This is a genomic window from Tsukamurella serpentis (assembly GCF_054780975.1).
This window is the reverse complement of record NZ_BAAGVH010000003.1, coordinates 443395-457979: the sequence shown is the minus strand read 5'-3', so window position 1 is coordinate 457979 and position 14585 is coordinate 443395. Positions and strand designations below refer to the sequence as shown.

16 protein-coding genes are annotated in these 14585 nt (G+C 69.3%); 1 reads left to right on the top strand and 15 read right to left on the bottom strand.

The genetic code is table 11. The annotated features are described in order from the left end of the window. Positions 1–88 precede the first annotated feature (88 nt). From ACYVHG_RS10440 to ACYVHG_RS10390, 11 genes are all read right to left on the bottom strand, one after another. Positions 89–1297 (bottom strand): hypothetical protein, encoded by a 1209-nt coding sequence (locus ACYVHG_RS10440; RefSeq protein ID WP_461167370.1) that lies wholly within the window; start codon positions 1295–1297, stop codon positions 89–91. 86 nt (positions 1298–1383) lie between these two features. Beyond that, positions 1384–2079 (bottom strand): MspA family porin, encoded by a 696-nt coding sequence (locus ACYVHG_RS10435; protein ID WP_461167369.1) that lies wholly within the window; start codon positions 2077–2079, stop codon positions 1384–1386. A gap of 55 nt (positions 2080–2134) precedes the next feature. Then, positions 2135–2782 (bottom strand): MspA family porin, encoded by a 648-nt coding sequence (locus ACYVHG_RS10430; protein WP_461167368.1) that lies wholly within the window; start codon positions 2780–2782, stop codon positions 2135–2137. 376 nt (positions 2783–3158) lie between these two features. Next, on the bottom strand, positions 3159–4496 hold the full coding sequence (locus ACYVHG_RS10425; protein ID WP_461167367.1) for a hypothetical protein: 1338 nt from the start codon (positions 4494–4496) through the stop codon (positions 3159–3161). 151 nt (positions 4497–4647) lie between these two features. Then, positions 4648–5346, bottom strand: a complete 699-nt coding sequence (locus ACYVHG_RS10420) for an MspA family porin (protein WP_461167366.1) — start codon at positions 5344–5346, stop codon at positions 4648–4650. A 66-nt stretch (positions 5347–5412) separates the two neighbouring features. Continuing rightward, entirely contained in the window at positions 5413–6072 is a 660-nt protein-coding gene (locus tag ACYVHG_RS10415; RefSeq protein WP_461167365.1) for an MspA family porin, read from the bottom strand. A gap of 447 nt (positions 6073–6519) precedes the next feature. Then, the gene (locus ACYVHG_RS10410; RefSeq protein ID WP_461167364.1) at positions 6520–6753 is read right to left on the bottom strand and encodes a hypothetical protein; all 234 of its coding nucleotides are present in this window, start codon (positions 6751–6753) and stop codon (positions 6520–6522) included. Then, positions 6737–7336 (bottom strand): MogA/MoaB family molybdenum cofactor biosynthesis protein, encoded by a 600-nt coding sequence (locus tag ACYVHG_RS10405; protein ID WP_461167363.1) that lies wholly within the window; start codon positions 7334–7336, stop codon positions 6737–6739. The genes ACYVHG_RS10410 and ACYVHG_RS10405 overlap by 17 nt, the downstream gene beginning before the upstream one ends. Before the next feature lie 15 nt (positions 7337–7351). Beyond that, a complete protein-coding gene (locus ACYVHG_RS10400) occupies positions 7352–8635 on the bottom strand; it encodes a S1C family serine protease (protein WP_461167362.1) in 1284 nt (427 codons plus the stop codon). Between the two features lie 70 nt (positions 8636–8705). After that, positions 8706–10151, bottom strand: coding sequence for a HAMP domain-containing sensor histidine kinase (locus ACYVHG_RS10395; protein WP_461167361.1), 1446 nt, complete (start codon positions 10149–10151; stop codon positions 8706–8708). A gap of 68 nt (positions 10152–10219) precedes the next feature. After that, positions 10220–10906: a response regulator transcription factor gene (locus ACYVHG_RS10390; protein WP_461167360.1), complete on the bottom strand. Its 687-nt coding sequence runs from the start codon at positions 10904–10906 to the stop codon at positions 10220–10222. 70 nt (positions 10907–10976) lie between these two features. Between ACYVHG_RS10390 and ACYVHG_RS10385 the strand changes: the two genes are divergently transcribed. Further along, positions 10977–11996 carry a GGDEF domain-containing protein gene (locus ACYVHG_RS10385; RefSeq protein WP_461167359.1) on the top strand — a complete coding sequence of 340 codons (1020 nt, stop codon included), beginning with the start codon at positions 10977–10979 and terminating at the stop codon, positions 11994–11996. Between the two features lie 52 nt (positions 11997–12048). Here the strand turns inward: ACYVHG_RS10385 and ACYVHG_RS10380 are convergent, their stop codons facing one another. The 4 genes from ACYVHG_RS10380 to mrf form a co-directional block, all read right to left on the bottom strand. Beyond that, positions 12049–12714, bottom strand: coding sequence for a trimeric intracellular cation channel family protein (locus tag ACYVHG_RS10380; protein WP_461167358.1), 666 nt, complete (start codon positions 12712–12714; stop codon positions 12049–12051). Between the two features lie 109 nt (positions 12715–12823). Next, a complete protein-coding gene (gene rpmF, locus ACYVHG_RS10375; protein ID WP_013127873.1) occupies positions 12824–12997 on the bottom strand; it encodes a 50S ribosomal protein L32 in 174 nt (57 codons plus the stop codon). Between the two features lie 77 nt (positions 12998–13074). Further along, positions 13075–13338: a type B 50S ribosomal protein L31 gene (locus tag ACYVHG_RS10370; RefSeq protein WP_461167357.1), complete on the bottom strand. Its 264-nt coding sequence runs from the start codon at positions 13336–13338 to the stop codon at positions 13075–13077. Next, the gene (mrf, locus tag ACYVHG_RS10365; protein ID WP_461167356.1) at positions 13335–14558 is read right to left on the bottom strand and encodes a ribosome hibernation factor-recruiting GTPase MRF; all 1224 of its coding nucleotides are present in this window, start codon (positions 14556–14558) and stop codon (positions 13335–13337) included. Before mrf ends, ACYVHG_RS10370 begins: the two co-directional genes overlap by 4 nt. Between the last annotated feature and the right edge of the window lie 27 nt (positions 14559–14585).

The window sequence follows — 14585 nt, the reverse complement described above, 5'->3', positions numbered from 1 at the left end:
GCAAGCTGTAACTCCATCGGCGCGGCGCACCTCCCGGTGAGAGGACGTGCACCGCGCCGATGTGTGCTCCGAACAGGTGCGAGGGGTCTTACTCGGCGGCCGGAGCCGTGGTGACCGAGTCGGACGCAGGTGCACCGGATCCACCGGACACCTCCTCACTCCCGCCCGAGGCGGAAGCGTTCGCGCCTGCCGGACCGGCAGACGAATCGGCTTCCACCACCTCACCCGCGGTGCTCGCGGCGACAACCGGCGAGCTCGCGGACGTCTCGACAACGCCACCGCCAGCAGCAGCACCCGGTGCTGCTGCGCCACCGGACCCAGCAGCGCCACCGGCGACCACAGCGCCGGTGACAGCAGCGCCGGTGACAGGAGCGGCGGACCCGGTATCAGCAGTGCCGGCCGTATCGGCAGCGCGGGCACTACGCGGCTGCGGCAGCGGCAGCGCGGGCAGCTCAGCCACCGAAGCAAGCGCAGGCAGCGCAGACGGCTCAGCCGCAGAACGCACGGGCGACACGCGACCGAAGGTCGACGGGTCCGGCGCATTCACCGAGTTCCGCAGGGCTCCGATCGAATCGGCCACGCTCCGATCGATCGTGGTGCGCAGTTCGTCGCCCACCTGGTTCACCTTGGCGTTGAAAACGTCCCAGCGCGCGGCCGCGGACTCGGCGGCGAAGACCTCCGGCAGCGATGCCAGGATCCGCGCCCCTGCGCCGCCCGCCGCGGTGACCACCTGCCAGGGCAGCCCGATCAGGTTCAGGCCGGCGATGAACACCTGGCCGGCGCGGGTGAGCAGAACCTCGGACGCCGTCGGCAAAGACGCGAAGGCCGCCTTCACCGTGGGCCCCTGCACCGGCTGGGTCAGCCGACGGATCTGGTCCGCCGCCGCGCCGATCATCAGCGTGGCGGTGCCGTAGTGGCCGGTCGAGATCAACGCCGGCAGCGTCGGGAGATCCTTCGGCCAGCTGGAGAACAGCACGTCCTCGTCGACACCGGCGAAGACGGTGCGGAGCACCTCGCGCACGCTGATACCCACTCGCGTGGAATCACTGATCGGAGCCTCGGTGACGCCCACATCACGCAGGGCGTCGAAGACGATCAGCGAGTTCGCCGATACCCACGGACGGGGAATGACCACGCCGGGGATGGGCGCGAGTCCGGTTGCCGTCGCGCGGATCTCGCGCGCGGTCTCCGGTGCGGCGATCGCCGCCGAGCCGATACCGGCGTTCACGCCGGCGAGCGGGGTCAGGGCCACCGCGACGGCGGTGATGGCCGCCGCAATGGATGTCTTCGGGTTCAAAACGGTCTACTCCTTGGAGATTTCCGGCGATCGGAAAGCACGAAGGCGGCACCCGCCGGGCGCCGCCTTCGCGTTGGGGGTACTGATCAGCCGAGAGTGAAGGGCTTGCTCCACAGGATCGTGGCGCCCTGGGTGTTACCCACCTTCGCGCGAACCTTGGCGAAGAAGCGGGCCTGCGCGTAGCCGGCACAACCGTCCACGCCGATGGTCTGCTCGGTGAAGCTCAGCGAGCCGCTCGATCCCTTGAAGGAGAAGCTCGAGCTGGGCGAGGCGAAGCTCGGCGTGACCTCGGTGCCCGGCTTGGGCCAGGTGGCGCGGTCGTAGGTGAGCATCTGGGTGCCCACGCTGCCCGCGGCCAGCTTGATGGAGGCTCCGGTGGTGGTCTTGACCGACGGCTCGAACTTCGGGCCGTTGAAGTCGACGCTACCGCCGGTCTCGCCGGCCACACCGGCGGTGACGCCGGCCGAGCCCACGTCGATCTGGCAGCCCACGGCGTACCCGGCGGAGATGGAGCCACCGTCGGCCTTGGGGGCCTTGATCTTCGCGGTGACCACACCGGAGACCCACGCGTTACGGGTGGTGGGCAGCGCCACCATGCCCGGCGAGAGCTTCGCGGACTGGTTGGTGATGGTGACGGTCACGGTACCGTCGCCGATCTTGGCGGTGGTGCTGTCGTTGGGCAGCGGAATGAACGTATCGGCGCCGGCCGTTGCGGTGAATGCACTCACGGCCAGGCCGGCCACAGCGGCCGCGGCGGCGCCGCGGATCGCGATCTTCTTCATGGGAGGTCCTTCAAGGATCGGCCGCCCTCACGGGCGGTCAGGGGAATCGGACTGATCAGCCGAGCGAGAACGGGGCGCCGTACAGGAAGCCCTGAATCCGGTTGCCGCCCTTGATCTCCACCCAGGTCACCACGCGGGCCTGCGCGTAACCGGAGCAGTGCTTGATATCGATGTTCTGGTCCTTGATGGCCACGTTGTACGTGCCGGCCTTCTTGAACTTGATCGAATCCATCGCACCGAGCGCGTCCGCGCGACCGTAGCCGGAGACGCTGGAGGTGGCGCCCGGGGTCAGCGGGATACCGATCCCCGCCTTCACACCGCCGACGGAGAGCGACGGGCCCTTGCTGTCGAGTCCGGCACCCGGTCCGGTCACGCCGACCTCGCCGCCGATCTGGCCGGGGAACTGGCACCCGACCACCAGGCCCACGCCCAGCTTGCCGTCGATGTCCTTGGCATCGGCCGGAGCCTTGACCTCCACCGAGCCGGTGGTGGTGAACCACGTGCTGCGCGACTGCGGAGTAGCCAGCGATCCCTGGATCGCGTAGGAGTTCCCCGTCGACTTCAACTTCACCGACCAGCCCGCGGGAGCGGGAACGATCTTCTCACCGGAGGGCAGGGGTCCTGCGCTCGCCGACGGTGCCGAGACCGCTGCGATCGCCGCTGCGGCCGCCACTGCGGCACCGATCTTCCATCCTGTTGCCAAGTTTCCACCTCACCTGTTCGACTCGGAGCCTGTGCATCCGAGACCCTTCGGTGCGGCTCCGGTCATGGTCTGACCACAGGCGCGAACACATAAGGGCAGGCAAACCTTAGCAGCTTTGCGATCTCTTGGCAATGCCATTGAATGAAAGAGATCGTACGGCCTGACGCCCACAGAAACAAACAGTTGAAGAACCGCTATTGAATGCACAATGCATCCAATCCGCGATTGCACAAGGTTCTCGAATCGCATTGCTGCACAACGGGTTACATATTCACATATGGGCAATCAATGATGCGGGAAACGGCACAGCGCGCGTTCCCGCAATGGGAACGCGCGCTGCGCAGTGAGATATCTCCGAATGGAGATCCGGGGGGAACTACTCCTCGGAGGCGCCCGACGTGGAGCCGGTCGAGGACGAGGTGCCGGCCTTGTCGGCCTTGTCGGCCTTCTCGGCCTTCGCGGTCTCGGTCTTCTCGACCTTCGCGGTCTCGGTCTTCTCGACCTTCGGGGTCTCGGCCTTCTCGGTCTTCGGAGTCTCGGTCTTGTCGACCTTGCCCGGCTTCGCCTCGGAGGCGCCGGAGGTGGGCGCGGCCTCAGGCGAGTCCGTCTTCGGGGCATCCGTCTTCGGGGCGCCCGGCTTCGCGGTCTCCGACGGCTCAACGGTGGCCGGGACGCTGCTCGTGACGACCTTCTTCTCGTCCTTCTTCTCGTCCTTCTTGCCCAGCACCGGCGCGGAATCGGCGGAATCGACGGAGTCGAGGACCGACTTCTTCTCGGCGCCCGGCTTGGCGGTGACGTCCGAGACGGTGTCGGCACCGAGGGTGCGCGCGCTCAGCAGGGTGTTCTCGGAGGCGGAGGTGAGCGAGGTCGCCGTCACCGTGGGGGCGACGGTGGCCGGGGTCAGCGAGGTGATCAGGGTGGTGATCTTCTTGGTGGCATCCGCGAGCTGCTTGCCCGGGTACTCGATGATCGCCTTGGCGGAGCTGGTGAAGGCGTCGACCACCAGGTTGGCGGCGTCGCCGAACTGGCCCTTGAACAGCGCCTGCGGCACCGAGGTGAGCAGCCCGTAGAAGGTCTTGTAGATCGTCAGGCCCACCTGGCCGGCCGCATAGGCACTGGCCACCGGGATACCGATCACGTCGAGCGCGGCGGTGAACGGGTTCACCGGAGCAACGGCCGTGGGCGCGGCGGCGGCATCGACGGCCGCGGCCTTGGGGGCGGCGGGGGCCTTCGGGCCGGCGCCGGTGGTGATCCAGGTCAGCGAGTCGCCGATGGCCTTCTGGAACAGGGTGGGAACGGAACCGAACTCGCCCTTGAAGATGGCCTGCGGCACCGAGGTGAGCATCTTGTACCAGATGGTGTAGACGCCCTGGGCGGTCTGCAGCACCCGGTAGACGGCCTGCACGGGCAGCCCCGCGGCGTTGAGGATGTCGGTGACCGGCTGCGGCACAGCGGCCAGCTCGACCACGCCGGTGGCGGACTTGGCGGCGCCGATGACCTCATCGGTGACCACGGTGAAGGCGCCGAGTGCGGCGGCCGGGCCGGTGGCGGGGGCGATGTTCTTGACGACCTCGGCCGGGGCGGCGGTGGCGCCCGGGACGACAACCGCCGGGGTGACGGGGTTGGTGGTGGCGGCGACCGCACCGGAGACCGGAGCGGCGACGATGGCCACCGTTGCGGCGAGCGCGGTGAACGAGAGGGCCTTGTTCTTCATTTCTTCAGCTTTCGTAGAGCCATTCGGAGGTGGCGCCCTGATCTAGCTCACAACTGGCCGGCGCCGGGTCCAGTTGTACGTTCGTACCAATCGATCAAGACGCCGAAGGCGGTGCCCGAAAGCCGGGCACCGCCTTCGCGAGGCATCCGGATCAGCCCAGGGTGAAGGGCTTGCTCCACAGGATGGTGGTGCCCTGGGTGTTGCCGACCTTCGTCTTCACCTTGGCGAAGAAGCGGGCCTGCGCGTAACCGGCGCAGCCGTCCACACCGATGGTCTGCTCGGTGTAGGCCAGCGAGCCCGAGGCGCCCTTGAACTTGAAGCTGGTGGACGGATCGGCCCAGTCGGGGGCGACCTCGTCACCGGCGGCCGGCCAGGTGGCGCGGTCGTAGGTGAGCATCTGGGTGCCCACACTGCCCGCCGCCAGCTTGATCGAGGCGCCGGTGGTGCCCTCCACCGACGGCTCGATGGTCGGGCCGTTGAAGGTCACCGACGCACCCGACTTGGCCTCGACACCGGCCTTCACACCGGCCGAGCCCACGTCGATCTGGCAGCCCACGGCGTAGCCGGCCGAGATGGAGCCACCGTCCGGCTTGCCGCCGGCGATCTTGGCGGTGACCACACCGGAGACCCACGCGTTGCGGGTGGTGGGCAGCGCCACCATGCCCGGCGAGAGCTTCGCGGACTGGTTGCTCACGGTGACGGTCACGGTGGCGTCACCGACCTTGTTGGTGGTGCTGTCGGTGGGCAGCGGGATGAACGTATCGGCGTTGGCCGCTCCCGTGGAGAGGGCGCCGAGCGCAACACCGGCCGCGGCGGCCACAGCGGCGCCGCGGATCGCGATCTTCTTCATGAAGTTCCTTCAGGTTTCGCCGCCCCGCAGGGCGGGCAAGAGAGTCAGGTCAGTCGGAAGCCGGAATCAGCCCAGCGAGAACGGGGCACCGTACAGGAAGCCCTGCACACGGTTGCTGCCCTTGATCTCCACCCAGGTCACCACGCGGGCCTGCGCGTAACCGGAGCAGAACTTGATATCGATGTTCTGGTCCTTGATGGCCACGTTGTACGTGCCGGACTTGGAGAAGCTGATCGAGTCGGTGGAGCCCAGCTGATCCTGGCGGCCGTAGCCGGAGACGCTGGAGGTGGCGCCCGGGGTCAGCGGCACCGAGATGCCACCCGTGGCTCCACCCAACGTTGCCTTAGGACCTGAGGTGCCGAGCGACGCACCGGGACCGGTCACGCCGATCTCGCCGCCGATCTGGCCGGGGAACTGGCAACCGACGATCACGCCGACGCCCAGCTTGCCCTTGATGTCCTTGGCGTCCGCCGGAGCCTTGACCTCGACCGAGCCGTTGGAGGTGTACCAGGCGCTCCGCGACTGCGCGGTGGCCAGCGACCCCTGAATGGCGAAGGAGTTACCCGTCGACTTCAGCTTCACGGACCAGCCCGCGGGAGCGGGGACGATCTTCTCACCACTCGGCAGCGGGCCGGCGTTGGCGGAGCCTGCAGCGATCGAAGCGGCTGCCGCCACCGCGACCGCGACGACGCCAGTGCGCGCTGCGACCTTACTCATCTTGCTCATTCGTTCCCCTCACCAGGAATCATCGTGTGCCGCCCCGGTGGGGGCGGTCGGCGTGATCGCGGCTCACCCAGCCACTCGCCGAATCCCGGGCGTGGCGCCCGGAATCACTATCGGTTCCCCGCAGGCCTTCGCGGGCCTTCGGTTCACGCGGAGCATATCCTCAGGATTCTCAGGGGCGCAACGGATTCAATGATTGTTAATTCCACGTTGCGGAACGCCATATTCTCGATGCGCAACCGAGATAATCGCGCGCATCCAGCGGTTATTAGGTCACCCACAGTGCCCAAACCGCCCTGACCTGGACAGAGGTTGGGGTTATCTCCCCCTGAGAATTCACTCAGGCAACCCAACCTCTTAACCTCCCCGTCATCCAGGCGGTGTGTGTCCTTGGTCACACGACCTGCGGCGATGTCCGTAATCTGGGCTTTTCAGCCCTTGCGCGCATTCTCAGCCACCGTGATGCGGCGGCCGGTTTTCGCGGTACCAGCGTTCCGTTCGCTGTGCGATAGCATCAGAATCCGCAGATGCGGACGGTGCCGCCTCCGCACCGGAAGCGGCACCGTCGGGCAGATCGTCCTTGGTCTGCGAGGGCAGGACGTCACCGAAGATCCGCGCGATGTCACTCGCGCTGTACCTGCGGCCGGGCACCCTGCCCGGCTCGGACTCATCGCGCCTGGTCATCCCCACCCGCGATGTGTCGGATCACGTGTCCGGCCAGCGGCGTCAACGTCGCCATACCGTCCCGGATCGCGGCCCGCGAACTCGCCAGGTTCACCACCACCGTGCTGCCCGAGACGCCCGCCAGGCCCCGGGACAGGCCCGCATCCGGGGCACCGGCCGCCAAACCCGAGGCCCGCAGCGCCTCACAGATCCCGGGCAGCTTCTTGTCCAGGATCTCCTCCGTGGCCTCCGGGGTCACATCCCGTGCGCCCACACCCACACCGCCGATGGTGACGGCCAGATCGACGCCGCCGATCACCGCAGTGTTGAGCGCATTGCGCACGTCGACCTCCTCCGCGGGGACCACCACCACGGCGTCCACCTCGAACTCGGCCTCCTCCAGCAGCTCCGTCACCAGCGAGCCCACCGACTTGCCCGAACCCGCGGCACCGGGCTGGAGGTGGTCGTCGACCACGATCACCAGCGCCCGGCCGGTGGCACCCGCGCCGTCGGCCGCCTCGTCGAACTGCGGCACGTCGAGGGCGTCGTCCCGCAGCCACGACGGCTGCGCCGCTCCCCTACCGTCATTGAGATCCGTGGTCATGCCCATCTCCTTGCGTCACCGATCCAACCTGTCGAGGGTGACCTGCTTGGTCACCGGAGTCGTGCTGCTCGCCGACTCGAGATACGTAATGGTCACGGTAGCCCCCGGCGGATACGCGCGCACAGCCCCGATCAATCCGTAGCCGTCGGTGATCCGCACCTCGTCGACCTTGGTCACCAGTGCCGACTTCGGAATACCGGCCCGGGCGAAGGCGCCCGTCGGCGAGACGTCCGCGACCAGGGCACCCGGCCGGGTCACCGAGGTCTGCCGCGGATCGACGGTGACGCCGACCGCCGCGTGCGTGGCCTTCCCCGAGTCCATCAGCTCCTTACTGATCCGCTGCACCTGATTCGCCGGGATCGCGAAGCCCAGACCGATGCTGCCGCCCTGCTGCCCGGTGATCCGGGAGCTGCCCAGGGTGGCGATCGAGGAGTTGATACCGATCAACCGGCCCGTCATGTCCACCAGCGCACCACCGGAGTTGCCCGGGTTGATCGCGGCATCGGTCTGCACCGAGTTGATCACCGTGGCCTGATCGGAGTCCTTACCGCTGGTGGCCACCGGACGGTTCAGCGCCGAGACGATACCGCTGGTCACCGTGCCCGCCAGGCCCAGCGGCGCGCCCACGGCCACCACCTCCTGCCCCACGGCGAGCTTGGCGCTGTCGGCGAACACCAGCGGCTGCAGATCACGCTTATCGGTCTGCAGAACCGCCAGGTCGGTCACCGGATCGGCCCCGATCACCGCGGCCCGGCTGACACTGCCATCGGCGAACGAGACGGTCAGCGAGCCGTTCCCGGCGATCACGTGATTGTTGGTGACGATCTTGCCGTCACCGGTGATCACCACGCCCGAGCCGGAGGACTCGGCGGTGCCAGCCTGGTTGTCGATCGACACCACGGCCGGGAGCACCTTCTGCGCGACCTCCTGCACCGAACCCTTCGGCGCGGGCGGGGCGTCGCCACCGGAGACGGTGATCGTCGACGACGAGCCCGAACCGCCCCAGATCAGGTAGGCACCGGTCATCGAGAGCAGGGAGGCGATCAGCGCGATCGCCACGCCGAGCGTGAGCAGCGCACCCGTTCCCGGGCGGCGCGGAGCGGGCGCCGCCGCGGGCACGGTCTGCACCCCCATCGGCGGGTAACCCTGCGCTCCCGATCCCGGGGTTCCCGGGGCCGGGTAGCCGGGGTACGGGTTCGAGTACTGCTGGGTCGGCCGGTACTCCCCCGGCGTCCCGAACGTCCCCGGCTGCTGCGGTTGCTGCGACTGCTGGTTCCGATCATGCGGGCCCTCGGTCATGGACACGCCTCCTTCTGTTCCTGGCACCAACCTTGCAACCGATGGCTGTGAGGTCGCTGTGAGCGCGGTGTCACTTCCCCCGCAGCAGCCGCAGTCGCGGTTCGCGCTGAACCACCTGCGGCGCCCGGCCACCGGCCAGCGGACTACCCGGGATCTGCAGACGCACCAGCGCGCCACCGGTTTCCGCGGTCCCGACGGTGACCGTGCCGCCGTGCCGCTCCACCACCTGCTTGACGATCGCCAACCCCAGCCCCGAGCCGGGCATCGACCGGCTCGCCATCGACCGGTAGAACCGCTCGAAGACCAACTCGCGATCCTCCTCGGGGATGCCGGGGCCGCTGTCGGCCACCGTCAGCGCCGCGGTGTTCACGCCGGAGTCCGCGAGCTCGACGCGCACCGTCGAACCGTCCGGGGAGAACTTGGCCGCGTTGTCGAGCACGTTGATCACCGCGCGGCCCAGGCCGCCGTGATCGCCGTAGACGAACCAGGGTGCGGAGGTGACCTCGAAGCGCACCGTCGGGCGACGCCGCTCCACTCGCTCGACCGCCTTCTGCAGCACCTCCTCCAGATCGACCTCCTCGTTCACCGCCTCCGGGGCGTCCTCACGGGCCAGGTCCACCAGGTCCCCCACCAGCGTGGTCAGCTCCTCCACCTGCGCGATCACATCGTCGGAGAGTTCCTGCAGGTCCTCCTGCGCGATCGGCGGGGCACCCGGCCGGTTGGTCGCGATCAGCAGCTCGACATTGGTGCGCAGACTGGTCAGCGGGGTCCGCAGCTCATGCCCGGCGTCGGCCACCAGCCGCGCCTGCCGGTCCCGCGACTCCGCCAGGGCGTGCAGCATGGTGTTGAAACTGGCCGTCAGCCGGGCCAGCTCATCGCGGCCCACCACCGGAATGGGCGCCAGATCGTCGGTCCGGGCCACTCGCTCGGCGGCCTCGGTGAGCCGCTGCACCGGCCGCAGACCGCCCCGCGCGACCGCGGTACCCGCGATCGCCGCCAGCACCACCCCGCACGCGCCGACCACGATCAGCACCACCGCCAGTTCACTGAGCAGGTTCTTGGTGGGCGTCAGGTCCTCGGCCACGAGGATGGTCACACCGTTGTCCAAGCGCCGGGCCATCACCCGGGTGTCGCCCTCCGAGCGCAGGGACTGCGCCAGCTTCCCGGCGATCACCTCTCGCTCCGGCGCGCCGATCGGGACCTGCCCGGACGGACCCGAGTGGTACGGCGTGCCGTCCGGATAGATCACCATGGTGCGGTTGACGGACATGTCCGGGCGGAACATCAGCATCATCATCACGGTGGTGAACTGGGTGACCGGCGAGCTCATCGCCGGCGCCACCGAATCCACCTGCTGATGCAGCCGGTTGTCGACATCGGCGTACATCGCCCGCTTGACCACGAAGAACGCCGACGCCGCCATCAGCGCCACGGTGATACCCACGACCACCGCGGCGAGCAACGTGACCCGCCAGCGGAAACTCACGTTGCGGGTGATCGGGTTCGGATCCCGCATCGGCGGCTTGTCGCCCCGCCTGGACCGGCGCCCGGGCAGGGCGTGCCGCCCCGTCGACGGCGCCCCCGTCACGGCGGAGTCTCGCGCAGGACGTAGCCCACGCCCCGCACGGTGTGGATCAGCCGGCTCTCACCCTCGGCCTCGGTCTTGCGGCGCAGGTAGCCGACGTACACCTCCAGCGCATTGCCCGAGGTCGGGAAGTCGTAACCCCACACCTCCTCCAGGATGCGGCTGCGGGTGAGCACCCGGCGCGGATTGCTCATCAGCATCTCCAGCAGACTGAACTCGGTGCGGGTGAGGCTGATCGCGCGACCCCCGCGACTGACCTCACGGGTGGCCGGGTCCAGGCTCAGGTCCTCGAACCGCAGCACCTCGTTCTCGGTGCCCGCGTCCGGCGCGGCCCGCCGCAGCAGCGCCCGCATCCGGGCCAGCAACTCCTCGAGGGCGAACGGCTTGGGCAGGTAGTCGTCGGCGCCGGCGTCGAGTCCCGAGACCCGGTCGCTGACACCGTCTCGCGCGGTGAGCACCAGGATTGGCAGATCGTCACCGGCGCTGCGCAGCCGGCGGCACACCTCCAGCCCGTCCAGACGGGGCATGTTCAGGTCCAGCACCAGCGCATCGGGGCGGTTCCCGGCGATGTGATCGAGCGCGTCCTGCCCGTCCACGGCGGTGTCCACCTGATAGCCGTTGAAGCTCAAGGAGCGCCGCAGGGACTCGCGTACCGCCCGGTCATCGTCGACCACCAGAATTCGCATGGACCCAGACTACTGACCGCCACGGTCCCGCGACTACGCCGAACCCGGTGCGTTCGGCTAGCGTATGGGCATGTCTGGTGACCACATCCGCGCCCTGTGGGCCGACGGGCGCCGGGTTCACGCCGAACAGAGCGCCACCCTGAAACGGGTGGGTCTGTACCGCGAGGGCGTCCTGCTCTCCGCCGCCGGGATCACCGGAATCGCGTTCACGGCGATGATGCTGGCACTCGGCGGCTACTCGGTCGTCCCCTGGCTGTGCATGGTCCTGGTGCTGCCCGCGCTCGGCTGGGGCGCCCGGCTGTACCTCAACCGCGGCCTGCGGTACGCGGAATCGGTCACCTTCCTCATCTACGGCGACCTGGTCATCATGATCGGCGTGTTCGTGGTGACCGGCACCGAGGTCGGCTTCCTCAAACTCACCTGGCTGGTCGCGGTGAGTTGCTACGCCTACGCCTTCCACGGGCGGTTCGCGATGGCCGCGCAGAACGCGGTCGGACTGCTCGCCCTGGGCGTGGTGGTCACGATGGCGATGCTGCGCGGCGATTCCACGGTCACTGTCCTGTCCATCGGAGCGCTCACGGTGATGATGCTCAACGCCGCCGCAGCGCTGGTGATCGACCTGGGGATGCGGCGCTTCGGCATGTCGGCCGACCGCGCCGAGAAGATGGCCCGGCTCGACGAGCTCACCGGCCTGCTGAACCGCCGCGGTCTCGGGCACGCCTGCACCGGCTGGTCCGGCGCGATGACGGTCGCCGTGGTCGATCTGGACGGTTTCAAGAAACTCAACGACACCCACGGCCACGCCGCCGGCGACGACGTACTGCGCCGGGTGGCGCGCGGACTGCAGGCCGCGGCCGGCGCCGACGCCCTGGTGGCCCGGCTCGGCGGTGACGAGTTCGCGGTGGTCGTCGGACAGCTCCCCGACCTCGGCAACCGCATCCGGCAGAGCTTCGACGGTGTCTCGATCCGCGCCAGCGTGGGTATCGCGCGCGGCATCTCCGACGGTGCCAGCGCCCTGGACGGCCTGCTGGCCAGCGCCGATGCCGAGATGTACGTGGCGAAACGGTCCGCCGTCCGCAGTTCCGCCTGACCGCCCCGCTCCCCGGCCCGCCCGCTCCCCGGCCCGGTCACCGGGCGGATGGTCAGCGGCGGCGCAGCCGCGCCCAGGCTCCGCGCCCGGCGCGCAGGCACCGTCCGGCTACGTCCTCCGGCGCGATCGGCACCCGCCAGCCCTGCCACAGCGCCACCAGGCGCAATCCGGTGGCGGTGACCGCACCCACCGCGAGCGCCGTGGTCTCGGTGCCGCCCTGACTCGCGGTGACGACGGTGGCCACGGCACCGGTGAGCGCGGGCACCGCGTACAGATCGCGCTCCTGGATCAGCAGCGGCACCTCGTTGACCAGGATGTCGCGCAGCACGCCGCCGCCGAGCGCGGTGGTGATGCCGATCAGGACCGCGGCGAACGGGGAGGCGTCGTGCTGCAGTGCGATCAGCGCGCCGGTCGCCGAGAAGACACCCATGCCGACCGCGTCGAGCACCACCACCGATGCCTTGAGACGGGAGAACTGCGGATGGAAGACGAAGACGAAGGCCGCGGCGCCGGTGGCCACGGTGAGGTTCTCCCAGCCCTGGAAGGACGCCGGGGGCCCGATGCCGAGCAGGACGTCACGAGCCACGCCGCCGCCCACCCCGGTGAGTGCCGCGAGTGTCCAGATCCCGAACAGGTCGATCCGCTTCCGGACGCCGATCAGCGCACCGGAGGCCGCGAAGACCGCGATACCCGCGTAGTTCAGCACCGCCAGCAGCACCGACGACTCCCTCCCCGGACCCGCGGCCGGGTGTCACCGGCCGGCCTGTCCGGATACGCCACGAGAGCGGGCCGGCACCAGCCGGCCCGCTCTCGCGGAGAAGATCTACTTAGCGGCGGTCGAGATCGACCAGACCCAGCTTCGCGGCGCGCACCAGGCGACGCGGAACCAGGTGGGTGCGACCGCCGACCTGCACGGCCTGCAGCTCAGGGTTGTTCGCCTTCCACTGCGAGCGGCGAGCATGCGTGTTCGCCCGCGACATACGGCGCTTCGGTACAGCCATGATTCTTCCTATCGGTCTTGACGAGAAAAGCTTCCGACGCGAGCCGATGAGGCTTCCAACGTCACAAGCACTGAAGTCTACCGTGCAGCGGCCCGACCGCCAAAACGCGCGTACTTCTCCTGGAACCGCTGCACCCGGCCGGCGGTGTCGACCACCCGTTGCTTGCCGGTCCACAGCGGATGCGAGTCACTGGTCACATCCACCACGATCAGCGGATACGTCACTCCGTCGAGGTCGACGGTGCGCTCGGAGGTCGCCGTACTGCGGGTCAGGAAGACCTTCCCCGTGGACGAGTCCTGGACGGCGACCGGGTGGTACTGCGGGTGGATCCCCTGTTTCATGACATCTCCTCATCGATATCGATCGCGGCCTCCACGGTGGCGGCCGTCTCGGTGCACGGGTCCTCGTGCATCTCGCCGAACGGGTCGTGCCAACCGGCCCAGTGCTGTGGTCCGGCGACGTGTTCGGCGGGGGTCAGCTCGGCCCAGCGCAGGGTCTCGACGATCCGCTCGTACTCCGCCCCGGCGGTGAGCACCACCAGGTCGGTCCGCCGGTCGCCGTGGGTCTCGTCCCAGCCGGCCGCAGCCATCGCCCAGCGCTCGGGATCACCGTCGCCACCGGCGGCGAGCCAGCGGCCGGCGGCACCCACCCGCAGCCCGGCGCCGGCCGATTCGAGCCAGAAGGCCTCATCGGGACGGGTGGCCAGCCAGATCCGCCCGCGGGCGTGCACCACCCCGTCGAGCAGCACGTCGATCGCCTCGTGGAACCGGCCGGGGTGCAGCGGGCGGCGGGCGCTGAACTCGATGACGCGCACGTCACCGTCGGGCTCGAGCGGCGGGCAGCCCGGCAGCAGCGGCCCGAACGGGTCGAGCGGAGGGCGCGGGCGGCCGCTGAGCCGCGGCAGCAGATCCGGCAGCGGCGTGCCCTCGCGGACGATCGGGGCGCCCGGGCACAGGCGGGTCAGGACCGCGTGCAGGCGCGCCGGGTCGGGACTGTCGCCGGTCACCACGAGCAGGTCGGCGCCCTGGGCGTGCCCGACTGCGAGCTGGGCGACGGTGCGCTCGTCGTCGTCGGGGACCGCGAACCGCTCACCGAGGTCCTGCTCGCCGAGTGCGTCACCGAGCCAGGTAGCGCCGTCGATGAAGCCGATCACGCCGGTGACCTGCACATCACGGGCCGCGGGGCCGGGCACCTCGCCGATCATCTCCACCACGACGTGCTCGATCGCATGGCGCATGGCGTCGGCCTCCAGGACCGGGTCGAGGCGGATCACGATCCGCCGCACCCCGGCGCGGCGGTGCAGGGACCGCAGCAGCGGCAGCAGGTCCTCGCGCAGCGTGCAGGACACGCAGCCGTGCGCGAGTTCGAGCAGCGCGACCCGTTCCTCCGCGGTCCCGTCGGGCCGGACGGTGGACTCCGAGCGCACCACCATCCCCTCGCGCAGTCCGGACAGATCGTGGTGCACCACGACGGTGCCGGGCTGCGCCAGTTCGAGGGCGCGTTCCTGTTCTCCGAAACCGGTCAGGAGCAGAACCGGCGTCCTGTTGGCAATGGTTTCCATTTCTAGTACGTTACCTTATTGACAATC

Excerpts from the sequence above, each read along its gene's own strand:
- ACYVHG_RS10415 (WP_461167365.1), bottom strand. The coding sequence starts at position 6,072 with ATGAGCAAGATGAGTAAGGTCGCAGCGCGCACTGGCGTCGTCGCGGTC.
- ACYVHG_RS10435 (WP_461167369.1), bottom strand. The coding sequence starts at position 2,079 with ATGAAGAAGATCGCGATCCGCGGCGCCGCCGCGGCCGCTGTGGCCGGC.
- ACYVHG_RS10410 (WP_461167364.1), bottom strand. The coding sequence starts at position 6,753 with ATGACCAGGCGCGATGAGTCCGAGCCGGGCAGGGTGCCCGGCCGCAGG.
- ACYVHG_RS10400 (WP_461167362.1), bottom strand. The coding sequence starts at position 8,635 with ATGACCGAGGGCCCGCATGATCGGAACCAGCAGTCGCAGCAACCGCAG.
- rpmF (WP_013127873.1), bottom strand. The coding sequence starts at position 12,997 with ATGGCTGTACCGAAGCGCCGTATGTCGCGGGCGAACACGCATGCTCGC.
- ACYVHG_RS10390 (WP_461167360.1), bottom strand. The coding sequence starts at position 10,906 with ATGCGAATTCTGGTGGTCGACGATGACCGGGCGGTACGCGAGTCCCTG.
- mrf (WP_461167356.1), bottom strand. The coding sequence starts at position 14,558 with ATGGAAACCATTGCCAACAGGACGCCGGTTCTGCTCCTGACCGGTTTC.
- ACYVHG_RS10405 (WP_461167363.1), bottom strand. The coding sequence starts at position 7,336 with ATGACCACGGATCTCAATGACGGTAGGGGAGCGGCGCAGCCGTCGTGG.
- ACYVHG_RS10395 (WP_461167361.1), bottom strand. The coding sequence starts at position 10,151 with ATGCGGGATCCGAACCCGATCACCCGCAACGTGAGTTTCCGCTGGCGG.
- ACYVHG_RS10425 (WP_461167367.1), bottom strand. The coding sequence starts at position 4,496 with ATGAAGAACAAGGCCCTCTCGTTCACCGCGCTCGCCGCAACGGTGGCC.
- ACYVHG_RS10370 (WP_461167357.1), bottom strand. The coding sequence starts at position 13,338 with ATGAAACAGGGGATCCACCCGCAGTACCACCCGGTCGCCGTCCAGGAC.
- ACYVHG_RS10385 (WP_461167359.1), top strand. The coding sequence starts at position 10,977 with ATGTCTGGTGACCACATCCGCGCCCTGTGGGCCGACGGGCGCCGGGTT.
- ACYVHG_RS10420 (WP_461167366.1), bottom strand. The coding sequence starts at position 5,346 with ATGAAGAAGATCGCGATCCGCGGCGCCGCTGTGGCCGCCGCGGCCGGT.